Below are 12,034 nucleotides of genomic sequence, written 5' to 3'. Positions count from 1 at the left end.
CGCTTCGACATTGCACTGCGTTTCTGCTCAAACCCGGATTCAGGTTTAAGCAGAAACTCTTTACGCAATGATGTCGGGGGTGATTTGATCTTCGAGCAGGGCGATCCGGTCCTTGAGCGCCAGCTTTTGCTTTTTCATACGCTGAAGCCGCAGGGCATCGAGATGCCCGGTTTCCTGCATCGCATCAATGGCCGCATCGAGATCGCGGTGTTCGCGTTTGAGCATTTCGAGTTTGACCCGAAGCACATCCAGATGATCCATACGGTTGGACACGTTCATCGCGTTGTCTCTGTCATTGTTTGCAATTGTCCTGACAGACTCAGGCGCCATGCGCGGCCCGCCAGGTGCTCCGAGCTTAGCCGCAAAGTTTAAAAACTCAAAGCGTTCTGAACGCTCTCGTTTGGCGCAACGTAAGGGCACTTGAACCATGAGGGTCTGTTGCCCATATCATATAGGAAGGGTTGCTGGTTTCGGGACCCAAGACACAACACAGTCGCTTCGAAAAGGACGTGTAGATGACGAAAGTGAGTTTTGGCGCCCATCCTTTCCTTCTGGGGTTCGATCAGTTGGAACGTCTGGTGGAGCGCACGGCGAAGACCGACGCCGGGGGCTATCCGCCCTACAATATCGAACAGTCCTCCGCCAACGAATACCGCATCACTCTGGCCGTTGCGGGGTTTTCCGAAGGCGATCTGGCGATTACGCTCGAAGACCGGCAACTGGTGGTGCGCGGGCGGATGCCGGAGGAGACGGGCGAGCGCGTCTTTCTTCACCGTGGTATCGCCGGGCGACAATTCCAGCGCTCTTTCGTGCTGGCCGACGGGGTCGAGGTCAGCGGCGCGTCGATGGAAAACGGTCTGTTGCACATCGACCTGACCCGCGCGGAACCTGAAACCGTCGTGCAAACCATCCAGATCAGGAAAGGATAAGACATGAACACGCGCTATCCGAATTTGCCATTTGGAGAAGAGACCCACGAGGTCAAAATCGCCTATGTGCGCCCTGTTGCAGTCTCCGATTTGCCCGAAGAGGTGCAGGCGCAGGCCGAGGGGTTGGATCACATCTACTCCGTCAATGACGAAGAGGGCACCCGGCTCGCACTGGTTGCCAACCTGCCTCTGGCCTTTGCCATCGCCCGCGAACATGATTTCGCGCCGGTGAACGTGCACTAATGTGAAGACAAAACTCAAAGGTTAAAAATGCCCTCGTTCTTGATAGAGCGAGGGCATTTGCTTATCGCGGAGGAGATACTCTCGTTGCCTCGGACTAGCGCCATGAAAGATTTCGTTGTCTCGCTGACGACCATCCCTCCTCGGTTCTCGGATTTGATGCCGACGCTGTTGTCGCTGAAGGCACAGAAACGTGTGAATATTCGGGAAATTCGTCTCGATTTGCCAAAGGCCTACCGCCGTTTCGATTTTGATCCGTCAACCGATTTGCCGGATCTGCCCGATTGGGTGACGCTGTATCTGCATGACTGTGACTACGGACCAGCAACGAAAATCCTACCCTCGGCGCAGGCCTATGCGGGGCAGGATGTATTGTTGTTCTTTTGCGACGACGATCATCGCTATGAGCCGCATTTGCTCTATAAGCTCGGCAAAGCCGCAGAAGCCCATCCGAACGATGTGATCGCCAACATGGGCTACAACCTTCATGAGCGGTTAGTGAATCCCTGTTATGACTTCCCGCGCAGGTTTCAGCCGCGTGCGATGCGCCGTCCGAAAGACTGGCGCTACCGGCTTTGGCGATTGAGCACGGGGCTGCGCAAGAAACAGGAATTTATTGGCACGCCGGGTTACATGGATTTGGCAGAGGGCTACGGCGGCATTCTGGCTCGGCCGTCGTTTTTCACGCCGGACATGTATGACATCCCTGAGATTCTCTGGACGGTGGACGACCCTTGGTTGTCGGGGCATTTTACCAAAAACGGTCACGGCATCTGGCGCAGCGCCGAGCCCCTGCGGCACGAGCACAATGTGGGCGCCGAGGCGCTTGCCGATTTCGTCTATCAAGGACATGGGCGCGCAGAGGCCGACACCGCCTGTATAGAATACTTCCGGCGTGAATATGGGATTTGGGGCGGGGACGATCCGTCGACACGGTTCGAACGCGACCTGAGCGAACCGCGTCGCTGGAACGGCTGAGCCCTTTGACCTCTCTTGGGGGCTAAACTCAGGTTATAGATCCGCATTTTGGGCCTGAAACGCATTTGCGCTGCGGCATGGGCGGGTCTAGCTATCGCGTATTGATCCCGCGACGACCGGCGCATGGCATGAGGCCTGATCCGGACGCCTGCCAGCCAGAAAGCGAGCGACGATGAAAATTTCCCAATCCTACAGTGGGTTGCAAAAACTCCTGCACTGGGCGGTGGTCCTGACCTTTGCCTTTAACTATGTGGTGTCCGATGGCATGGGCCGGGCGCTGCGGACATTCCTTCAGACCGGGGTGAACGACAGTCTCACGGCCGAGCTGCACGTGATCGTCGGCGTTGCGACGCTTGTGCTGATGATCCTGCGCCTTGTGGTGCGGTTGATCCAAGGCGCGCCAGCGATGCCGCCTGCGCCGCATCCGTTGATGGAAAAGGCCGCCCATGCGGTTCACTTTTTGCTCTACGCGGCGATGGTCGCGACCCCTGCCGCGGGCGCTGCGGCTTGGTTCTTGGGCATTCATGATGCAGGGGATCTTCACGAGGCGCTGGTGAACCTGACGCTTTTGCTGATCATTGCCCATGTTGGAGCGGCTCTGTTCCACCACTTTATTCTGAAGGATCAACTCTTGAAACGTATGGCGCCTCACTGAGTTCAGGCCTGATCATACGAAAAAGCCCCGACCTTTATGGCCGGGGCTTTTTTGTTCGAATATCAGCCGACTTAGTGTGCAGCGATCAGGCCCATGCTTTCGAGCTTGAGAATGACCTGATGGGCGCAGTTGTCCACATCATGGCCTTCGGTCTCGACGCGCAGTTCCGGGTTTTCCGGCACATCGTAGGGGTCGGAAATACCTGTGAACTCTTTGATTTTGCCTTCGCGGGCGAGTTTATAGAGGCCCTTACGGTCGCGTTTTTCGCATTCCTCGATGGAGGTGGCGACGTGCACTTCGACGAAGGCGCCAAAGTTTTCGACATCCTCACGCACGGCGCGGCGGGTGGTCGCATAGGGCGCGATCGGCGCACAGATGGCGATGCCACCGTTCTTGGTGATCTCGGAGGCCACGTAGCCGATGCGGCGGATGTTGAGATCGCGGTGCTCTTTCGAGAAGCCCAACTCGGAGGACAGGTTTTTCCGCACGATGTCACCATCGAGAAGCGTGACTGGACGGCCGCCCATCTCCATCAGCTTGACCATCAAAGCGTTCGCAATGGTGGATTTGCCGGAGCCGGAGAAGCCGGTGAAGAACACGGTGAAGCCCTGTTTGGAGCGCGGCGGTTTGGTGCGGCGCAGCTCTTTTACCACCTCGGGGAAGGAGAACCATTCCGGGATCTCCAGACCTTCGGCCAGACGGCGACGCAATTCGGTGCCGGAGATGTTGAGGATGGTGATTTTATCCTTGTCCTCGATCTCGTCGATGGCTTCGTATTGCGCACGTTCCTGAACCCAAACCATATGTTTGAAGTCCACCATCTCGATGCCCATTTCTTCCTGGTGCTGGCGGAAGAGGTCCTGTGCATCATAGGGGCCGTAGAAATCTTCGCCCTTGGAGTTGGAGCCCGGACCTGCGTGGTCGCGGCCAACGATGAAGTGGGTACAGCCGTAGTTTTTACGGATCAGACCGTGCCACACAGCCTCACGCGGACCAGCCATCCGCATGGCGAGCGGCAGAAGGCTCATCGTGGTGGTCGACTGCGGGTATTTGTCGAGGACGGCTTCGTAGCAGCGCACGCGGGTGAAATGGTCCACGTCGCCCGGTTTGGTCATGCCGACGACCGGGTGGATCAACAGGTTGGCCTGCGCTTCTTTTGCGGCACGGAAGGTCAGTTCCTGGTGCGCGCGGTGCAGCGGGTTGCGGGTCTGGAAGGCCACGACGCGGCGCCAGCCCAGCTTGCGGAAATAGGCGCGCAGTTCGTTCGGCGTGTCGCGACGGGCGCGGAAATCGTAGTGCACCGGCTGTTGGATACCGGTGATCGGGCCGCCAAGGTAGACCTTGCCTGCGGTGTTGTGCAGGTAGTTCACGGCGGGGTGTTTGTCGTCATCGGCGCCGAAGACTTTTTCAGCCTCGAGAGATTTGTTCGGCACCCAGTTGTCGGTGACCGTCATGGTGGCGAGGATCACGCCTTCCTGATCGCGCAGAGCGATGTCCTGGCCCTCTTTGAGGGAGGCGGCGAACTCTTCGGAGACGTCGAGCGTGATCGGCATCGGCCAGAGCGAGCCGTCAGAGAGACGCATGTCATTGACGACACCGTTATAATCTTCTTCCGAAAGGAAACCTTTGAGCGGGTTGAACCCACCGTTCATCAGCAATTCGAGATCGCAAATCTGACGCGGGGAGAGGTCCCAGCTGACGAGGTCCGCCGCCTCGACCTTGAGTTTCTGTGCGCTTTCGTAAGAGACGTAAAGCTCGGGGATCGGGGCAAGATTTTCGGCCATGCAAATCGCCTTTTTGTGGCAGGTACGGTTCAACGATGAAAAAGCGATGCTGCAAAGCGGCATCGCTCTCATGCCGAAGTAGCCTTTTTTTACCGGTCAATTCAACACTGGTGGCGCTGACGTCATGAAAATGAGGCCCGTGGGCCTCACTTTTGATCGGTATCAGGAACTCTGTTCGTCCATTTGCGACAAAACCGGTCCTTTGTTTTGCAAAATGGGAGTTATTCTTGCGCAGCCAGCCAATGTTCCGCGTCAAGCGCAGCCATACAGCCCATACCCGCCGAAGTCACAGCCTGACGATACTTGTGATCCGTCAGGTCGCCGGCGGCGAAAATGCCGGGAATGGAGGTCTCAGTGGTGCCAGGTTTGACCTTGACGTAGCCGCCGTGGTGCATCTCGACCTTGTCTTTCACCAGTTCGGTCGCGGGCGCGTGGCCGATGGCGATAAAAACGCCTTTGGCGGCAATATCTGTGATCTCGCCGGTTTTGACGTTTTTCACTTTCACGCCGTTCACGCCCTTCATCGGGGCCTCGTCGCCGTAGACCTCGACCAATTCGCTGTCCCACATCGGGTGAATCTTTTCGTTCTTCATCAGGCGGTCGACCAGGATCTTCTCCGCCCGCAATTCGTCGCGGCGGTGGATCAGCGTCACTTTCGAGGCAAAGTTGGTCAGGAACAGAGCTTCTTCGACGGCGGTGTTGCCGCCGCCCACGACGACGATCTCCATGTTGCGATAGAAGAACCCGTCACAGGTCGCACAGGCGGAGACACCATAGCCCTTGAACGCTTCCTCGGTCGGCAGGTTCAGCCATTTCGCTCGCGCGCCCGTGGCAAGGATCACCGCATCGGCCGTGTAGATCGTGCCGCTGTCGCCTTTTGCGACGAACGGACGGCTGTCGGTGTCCAATTCGACGATCAAATCGGAGATGATCTCGGTGCCCATCGCGCGGGCGTGCTCTTCCATCTTCACCATCAATTCGGGGCCTTGCACCTCGGTGAAGCCCGGAAAGTTTTCGACTTCGGTCGTGGTGGTCAGCTGGCCGCCCGGCTCCATGCCTTGTACGAGGATCGGGGACAGCATCGCGCGCGCCGCATAGACGCCCGCCGTGTAGCCCGCAGGACCCGAGCCGATGATCAGAACTTTGGTGTGTTTCGTGTCCGCCATGGTGGACCCTTTTCATGTTGTCTTTTGTGTCGGCACCGATATAGACACGGCGCTCCGGCTTATCAAACCCCGTGTGCTGCATAGCGGGGGTGAAAAAATAGGCGCGGTTTGGTATCGAGCGCGTCTCGTGTGCGAAATGCTCTTGAAACTTTCTTGCCAAAATGAGAAAGAATGTTGCGCGCAGGGCCCTCTTTGCGCATTTGTTGGAATTTACGCCAATTTGGCCAAGGCTTCGGGAAAACAGATGCCCTCTCATAAACTCGACGAGATTGATCGCAAAATTCTTGCGGAATTGCAGGCAGACGGACGCATGACCAACGTTGAGCTGGCAAAACGCGTCGGCATTTCTGCGCCGCCCTGTTTGCGTCGGGTGCGCACTTTGGAAGAGAGCGGCTACATCAAGGGCTATCACGCCGTGGTCGATGCCCGTGCGTTGAACTTCGAGGTGCAGGTTTTCGCCATGGTCGGTCTGCAAAGTCAGGCTGAGGTGGATCTATCGAAATTCGAAGCGAAATGTCAGGAATGGCCGCTCGTGCGCGAATGCCACATGCTGAACGGCGAGGTGGATTTCATCCTCAAATGCGTGGCGCCCGACCTCTCGACCTTCCAGAGCTTTCTGACCGGCGAGTTGCTGTCGACCGAAAATGTCGCGAGCGTGAAAACGTCGCTGGTGATCCGGGGTGCGAAAGACGAGCCCGGTGTTCCTTTCGATGTGCTTGAGGCGCGGCTGGCGCAGAACGCTTAAGATAAGCGCCTCAACTCAGTTTTCCGATGTTAAAAACGGCCCGCCGAAAGACGGGCCGTTTTCTGTGATGACCAACACGGGGACAACGTATCGGTCTTCTGAAATGCGTCAGCTGAGCGCCAGTTCCAGCATATCCGTCGGCGTTAGCCGCAGCTGCGTCATGGCGCCGAAATCGCCCAAGTCGTCGAGATGTGGAAAGAGCGCCATAAACCGCGCGCGCAGGGCGCCCTGAAGCTCGCCAGCCACGGCAGGGCCGGGGTGATAGCTCTCAAGTTCAACGCCGTTCACTCGAACGAGGCTATGGCGTGCAAGGCCGATGTGATAGCTGCGCACCGAGGAGATCGGCGTAACCTCGATCACCGACATGCCGTCGGCAAGGCTCGGCACCGGAGCCATGGCCTGCGAAGTGCCATAGGTTGCTTTCAACGTGTCCGAACGCAGAAGCGACCGCGCTCCGGCGCCCAGCACCAGATCGGGGGCAGGGCGGCCAAGCCCAAAGGCGTCCGCCATAACCCGGTAGAGCCGCTCCGGCTTGGCCTCCGGGCTGCGTGTGCCCTTTGGGTCCATCATCATCGCGCCAATCCACTCAACGCGCTGAAGGCCATTGTCCACGGTTTCGATCATATCCCCCGGCAACAGATCCTCGATGGCGATAGGCCCAAGTGGTGTCGGGATCAGCGCGCCGCGGGCAAAGGCGTTGAATGCGGACTCAAAGAGCGGTAGGGCCGGGGCGCTAAGAGTGGTGTCACAGATATCACCGTTGGGCCCGCGCCAAAGGATTTCATAGCGGCGAAGCGCGTAGTTGGGGCGGTCAGCAAGGCGATCAATGGGGCGTGCACGCCGCACGGTCCAAGCGGTTTTCACCTGAAGGCCGCTCTGGGCATATCCATGCGCGGAGTCGTTCTTCCGAAGAGAGTCGGTGCTGCGGTGGAGTGCCTGTAGGCCGGAAAGGGGCTGCGACATGAAACGCCTCGTGACTGTGACGGCCCCCACCGAAAACAGTGGATTAAAGATCACAAGAAACGAGGTGGATTGTCAAAAATTTTATCGAATTACGGTTAAGGATGGAACCAGTGGGTGGCACCAGTTGTGGTTTGTTTCCGTCTCAATTCGAAATATGCCGATTTTGTGGTGACTGAGAGGCGGGTGCCTCGAATCGTTAGGCCGAGGCGCGCAGGTGAGGTTTGGCGACAGGACCCGACGTCTTTGCGATGAGCGCGGCACGACGGGCACCGCGGGCCCAGGGCATCTCAACCTCGGTCTTTTTGGCTTCGGCGATCATGGATGCCATCCAGCGACGATTTTTCATGGCTGCTCTCACATTCTTGGCACTATCTTCAGTGCTTGTTTCTAACTTGAGAACAATATGCCCCGCGCCTCCGGCGAAAATGCGGCGATTGTCATGGAAAAGCGTTGGAGCCTTCGTCGGGGCGGCGCAGTTCCGCGGGAGAGGGGTTTTCGTCATATAACTATATGAAATTTAAGGTTAATTGTAATTTATGAAAACAATGGCGCGCAAGTCGAGGGATTGTTTCGGGCGACAATAGGGCAGGCGCACGCCGCATTCCTGCCCAAAACGCTTGCAGTTTCAGGTATGCGTCAGAGTCGGATCAGAGAAATGAGTCGTCCGTAATCGGCCTCTTTGCGATGCACCGAACGACGATAGGAATAGAACCGCTCCGGATCGGAATAGGTGCAATGCCGGGTCCATTCGGCATTGCCGACGCCCGCCTGACGCAAGCGGTGCAACCCGTAAGCAGGCAGGTCGAACTGATAGCGATCCCCCTCGCCATTGGCAAAGAACCGGGCGTTGTCGGGCGTATCCGCGAGGAAATCCTCAAGGAATTCAGGGCCAACCTCATAGGCGCGCTGCGAAATCGTCGGGCCGATGATGGCGGTGATGTCCTCGCGATGGGCACCCAAGGCCTCCATCTCTTCAATCGTCGCCTCCAGAACCCCGCCAATCGCACCTTTCCAGCCGGCATGGGCCGCGCCGATGACGCCGGCTTTCGGATCGGCGAAGAGCACCGGCTGGCAATCGGCGGTCAGGATCACAAGCGCCAGTCCCGGCTGATCGGTCACCAGCGCATCGCATTTCGGGGCCGGGCCGTCTTGCGGTCCGGTGACACGGGCGACATCGGCGGAATGCACCTGATGCGCGGCGCAGAGATCGCCATACGTCAATCCGAGCGCGCCGGCGGCCCGGGTCCGGTTGATCTTGACGATATCGGCCTGATCCGTCGACCCAAGCCCACAGTTGAGCCCGCCAAACACCCCCGACGAGGCGCCGCCCTTGCGGGTGAAGAACCCGTGCTGAATACCGTCCAGCGCGTCAGAGGTGATGATTTCAAGGCTCATATGTTCTTATCCCGCGTCGAATCCTGGGGGCATCTTATCCGGGCTGGGGGCGAGGGCCAGCGCTTTGAAAAGGGTTCCCATTTCTGTGGGCGAGGTCAACCGGTCAAATGCGCGGGCGTGGCTTTCCAAAGCCTCTCCGCTCAGTTTTGCGGCAAGCGCTTGCGCGCGTTCCGAGATGCCCAAGCGCGCCAAAAGCAGCCCTTGCGGGACCATTTGAGATGAGACGACGCCTGACGGCTGCGCGGCCTGCGCCAGCGCCTCGAAATCCACATGCGCGGTCAGATCTGCCTGCCCGGGACGGGCGAGGGGATCGACCATCTCATGGGCCTCGAGCGCTTGGAAGGTATCCCCCAAAGAGCGCCAGTCGCCATAATCGACAAAGATCGCAGCCCCGCCATGCTTGGAGATCCGTTGTGCGATCTCGGTGACGATGGGGGTGGCACTGGGGCAGGTTTCGACCACATCGCCGTCCGTCGTGTCCTCAAGCCGAGGCGCCAATTCGGCCAGCGGCGTAGGGGCGGAGAGACCCAAGGTCAGCGCACCATCTTTCAGTCCGACTTGGGTTTCCGCCCAGCCCTGTCCCTTGCGGGTGAATTGCCGGATCGGCAGCGCATCGAAAAACTCGTTTGCGATCAACCATAAAGGTGCGTCCTGCAGCTCCGCTACGTGATCGCACCAAGTGACCTCATAGCCCGCAAGACGCTCTTTTTGCGCGGCGCGCAGCGTGGGGGAGGCCTCAACCAGACGCACCTGCATCGCATCGTGCAGGCCCGGCACGCCTTTGGTGGCGCGCAAGATGTCTGCCATCAAGGTGCCGCGTCCGGGGCCGATCTCGGCCAGCGTAAAGGGGGCAGGGGCGCCTTGGCTCAGCCAGCTTTGCGCCAGACAGAGCCCCAAAAGCTCGCCGAACATCTGGCTGATTTCGGGCGCAGTGGTGAAGTCGCCAGAGGCCCCCAAGGGATCGCGTGTCGTGTAATAGCCATGTTCCGGGTGCAGCAGGCACTCGGCCATATAATCGGCCAGCGAAAGCGGTCCGGTTTGCGCGATCCGGCGGGTGAGAATGTCCTTGAGGGCGGTCATGCTTTCTTGGCTCTGAGCATGAAGAACAGGCCCAAGAGGATCATCGGCAGGGACAAAAGCTGGCCCATCTGCATGCCGAGGAAGACGGCGCCAGTGGGATTTGCCGCGGTGATGAATTGAGCGTCCGCCTGGCGGAAGAATTCGACGATGAAACGTGACAGGCCATAGCCCGCAAAGAACAGCCCCATGATGAATCCAGGGCGTTTCAAAACATCGGTGAACCAGACGAGGGCAAGGATCAGCGTGCCGAGAATCAGCCCCTCCATCCCCGCTTCATAAAGCTGTGAGGGGTGGCGGGCGCAGACAGAGTCGATATTTTGACAGGCCTGCGCGTCCATGCCCGGAAAGATCACCGCCCAAGGCCCATCCCAGGGTTTGCCCCAAAGTTCGGCATTGACGAAATTCGCGAGCCGCCCGAGCAACAGCCCCGGAGGCGTGGCCATGGCTAAGAGATCACCGAGCGACAATAAGGGCTTCTGATGCTTACGCCCCCAGATCAGAGCCGCAATCACAACGCCCAAGAACCCACCATGAAAGGCCATGCCGCCTTTCCATACCATCGGGATTTCCCACGGGTGGCTGAGATAATAGCCGGGATTATAGAGCAGGACAGAGCCAAGCCGCCCCCCCACAATGACGCCCAGAATGAGCCACGTCAGCAGGTCTTCGAACTCTTCCTTGCTCATCGGCGCTGTGCCATCGGCCCAAAGGCGCGTGGCCTTGAAGGCGCGCAGGATCAGGAGCCATCCGATCAGGAAGCCGCCGATATAGGCCATCGCATACCAATGCAGCGCAAAGTTGATCGGACCCAGATTGATCTCGAAGATCACCGGGGAGAGGTCGGGAAAATTCAGAACGGCAGGGATCATGTTCAACATGCGCGCAACTGTCGTCAGAGGCGCGCGGAAGTCAACCTTGCGATTTGCGCTTTCCCGTCCCATATAGATCACAGACATTCACGACTGCGCCGGAGGCCGCCATGCAGACCCGCAACAAGATCCTTGATGACTTCTCGCAACTCATGACCAACGCCATGGGTGTGGCTCAAGGCGCCAAGGACGAGGCGGAAACCGCGATGAAAAGCCTTGTCGACCGCTGGTTGGCGGATCGCGATTTCGTCACCCGCGAAGAATTCGACGCCGTACGCGGCATGGCGCAAAAGGCCCGCGAAGAGAACGAAGAGCTGAAAAAGCGGCTCGATGCGCTTGAGGCCAAGAAAAAAGCCTGATCCGGTAAATCCGTTTCAAATGCGCCCGAAAAGCTCCCTTTCAGGGGGCTTTTTTTCTGTCCACAGGGGGCTTTGTGGGGATGTGGAAAAAACAGGCATCCTGTGGATGACGGTCGTTTGATGGGGATAACACAAATATTTCGCTTTACAGATTCGATGCTTTCGTCACACCATATCTAGTAAGGGTAGGTGCTGCACACGCCGACCCTTAGAGCAGGCACCAAGTCTTAGTGGAAGCCACCGTGATGTCACAAAGGGGGGATGTCGCAGCGCCACAAGAGACGCAAAACAGACGAGGTCCGTGTATGTCGCTTATTGAGCAGAGCTTTTCTACCGAAATCCACCCGATTGATCTGTGCGAGCATCTTTGCGAACACAACGACTGGGAATTCGACCGTGTCACCGACGATCAGATCGCCATGGCGGTCGAGGGCCAGTGGCGCACCTATTCGATCACGCTGGCTTGGTCCGATTTCGACGAGACCCTGCGATTGATCTGCACCTTTGAAATGGAACCGCCGGCTGAGAAGCTGCCGCAGATCTATGAGATCCTGAACCGCGCCAACGACCAGATCTGGACTGGTGCTTTCACCTTCTGGCCGGAACAACAGTTGATGGTTTACCGTTACGGGCTCGTGCTCTCCGGTGGTCAAATTGCGAGCGCGGAACAGGTGGATCGTCTGATCGGTTCTGCCGTCGGTGCCGCCGAGCGGTTCTACCCGGCCTTCCAACTCACCGCCTGGTCTGATCGTTCGCCCGAAGAGGCGATGGATGTCGCGATCCGCGAGGCCTACGGACGCGCGTAACTGCGCGGAAATGTAGAGGGCGGGATGCGTTGCGCTCCGCCATGCGCTTGATAGAGTGCCCCCTG

General features: G+C 58.5%; 15 protein-coding genes. 7 read left to right on the top strand and 8 right to left on the bottom strand.

Annotation, left to right across the window (positions count from 1 at the left end):
• Positions 1-60: 60 nt before the first annotated feature.
• Positions 61-279, bottom strand: coding sequence for a YdcH family protein (locus tag J5Y17_RS12030; RefSeq protein WP_167599728.1), 219 nt, complete (start codon positions 277-279; stop codon positions 61-63).
• 236 nt (positions 280-515) lie between these two features.
• Here J5Y17_RS12030 and J5Y17_RS12025 point away from each other — a divergent pair, with 236 nt between their 5' ends.
• The 4 genes from J5Y17_RS12025 to J5Y17_RS12010 all read left to right on the top strand — a co-directional run bounded on the left by J5Y17_RS12025 (position 516) and on the right by J5Y17_RS12010 (position 2,802).
• Positions 516-929 (top strand): Hsp20 family protein, encoded by a 414-nt coding sequence (locus J5Y17_RS12025; protein WP_167599729.1) that lies wholly within the window; start codon positions 516-518, stop codon positions 927-929.
• Between the two features lie 3 nt (positions 930-932).
• Positions 933-1,172 (top strand): DUF1150 family protein, encoded by a 240-nt coding sequence (locus J5Y17_RS12020; protein WP_219785494.1) that lies wholly within the window; start codon positions 933-935, stop codon positions 1,170-1,172.
• 102 nt (positions 1,173-1,274) lie between these two features.
• Positions 1,275-2,147: a glycosyltransferase family 2 protein gene (locus J5Y17_RS12015; RefSeq protein WP_219785493.1), complete on the top strand. Its 873-nt coding sequence runs from the start codon at positions 1,275-1,277 to the stop codon at positions 2,145-2,147.
• A gap of 172 nt (positions 2,148-2,319) precedes the next feature.
• A complete protein-coding gene (locus J5Y17_RS12010; protein WP_219785492.1) occupies positions 2,320-2,802 on the top strand; it encodes a cytochrome b in 483 nt (160 codons plus the stop codon).
• 71 nt (positions 2,803-2,873) lie between these two features.
• Here J5Y17_RS12010 and J5Y17_RS12005 read toward each other — a convergent pair whose 3' ends face one another.
• Together J5Y17_RS12005 and trxB are read right to left on the bottom strand one after the other, a co-directional pair.
• Positions 2,874-4,586, bottom strand: coding sequence for a bifunctional sulfate adenylyltransferase/adenylylsulfate kinase (locus J5Y17_RS12005; protein ID WP_219785491.1), 1,713 nt, complete (start codon positions 4,584-4,586; stop codon positions 2,874-2,876).
• A 221-nt stretch (positions 4,587-4,807) separates the two neighbouring features.
• A complete protein-coding gene (gene trxB, locus J5Y17_RS12000; protein WP_219785490.1) occupies positions 4,808-5,752 on the bottom strand; it encodes a thioredoxin-disulfide reductase in 945 nt (314 codons plus the stop codon).
• Positions 5,753-5,996: 244 nt separating this feature from the next.
• Here trxB and J5Y17_RS11995 point away from each other — a divergent pair, with 244 nt between their 5' ends.
• Positions 5,997-6,497, top strand: coding sequence for an Lrp/AsnC family transcriptional regulator (locus J5Y17_RS11995; protein WP_219785489.1), 501 nt, complete (start codon positions 5,997-5,999; stop codon positions 6,495-6,497).
• Between the two features lie 108 nt (positions 6,498-6,605).
• On the opposite strand, the gene J5Y17_RS11990 is transcribed toward J5Y17_RS11995, so the two are convergent.
• The 5 genes from J5Y17_RS11990 to lgt form a co-directional block, all read right to left on the bottom strand.
• The gene (locus J5Y17_RS11990; RefSeq protein ID WP_219785488.1) at positions 6,606-7,460 is read right to left on the bottom strand and encodes a Hint domain-containing protein; all 855 of its coding nucleotides are present in this window, start codon (positions 7,458-7,460) and stop codon (positions 6,606-6,608) included.
• Positions 7,461-7,656: 196 nt separating this feature from the next.
• Positions 7,657-7,806 carry a hypothetical protein gene (locus tag J5Y17_RS11985; protein WP_219785487.1) on the bottom strand — a complete coding sequence of 50 codons (150 nt, stop codon included), beginning with the start codon at positions 7,804-7,806 and terminating at the stop codon, positions 7,657-7,659.
• A 290-nt stretch (positions 7,807-8,096) separates the two neighbouring features.
• Positions 8,097-8,855, bottom strand: a complete 759-nt coding sequence (pgeF, locus tag J5Y17_RS11980; protein WP_219785486.1) for a peptidoglycan editing factor PgeF — start codon at positions 8,853-8,855, stop codon at positions 8,097-8,099.
• 6 nt (positions 8,856-8,861) lie between these two features.
• On the bottom strand, positions 8,862-9,935 hold the full coding sequence (locus tag J5Y17_RS11975) for a class I SAM-dependent methyltransferase (protein ID WP_219785485.1): 1,074 nt from the start codon (positions 9,933-9,935) through the stop codon (positions 8,862-8,864).
• On the bottom strand, positions 9,932-10,801 hold the full coding sequence (gene lgt, locus J5Y17_RS11970) for a prolipoprotein diacylglyceryl transferase (protein ID WP_219785574.1): 870 nt from the start codon (positions 10,799-10,801) through the stop codon (positions 9,932-9,934). Before lgt ends, J5Y17_RS11975 begins: the two co-directional genes overlap by 4 nt.
• Positions 10,802-10,914: 113 nt before the next feature.
• On the opposite strand from lgt, the gene J5Y17_RS11965 reads away from it, so the two are divergent.
• Both J5Y17_RS11965 and J5Y17_RS11960 read left to right on the top strand, forming a co-directional pair.
• Positions 10,915-11,163, top strand: coding sequence for an accessory factor UbiK family protein (locus tag J5Y17_RS11965; protein ID WP_219785484.1), 249 nt, complete (start codon positions 10,915-10,917; stop codon positions 11,161-11,163).
• Positions 11,164-11,468: 305 nt separating this feature from the next.
• The gene (locus J5Y17_RS11960; RefSeq protein ID WP_219785483.1) at positions 11,469-11,969 is read left to right on the top strand and encodes a YbjN domain-containing protein; all 501 of its coding nucleotides are present in this window, start codon (positions 11,469-11,471) and stop codon (positions 11,967-11,969) included.
• Positions 11,970-12,034: the final 65 nt, after the last annotated feature.

This window comes from Celeribacter sp. PS-C1, from assembly GCF_019429625.1.
GTDB lineage: Bacteria > Pseudomonadota > Alphaproteobacteria > Rhodobacterales > Rhodobacteraceae > Celeribacter.
This window is presented reverse-complemented; position numbering and strand designations above follow the sequence as displayed.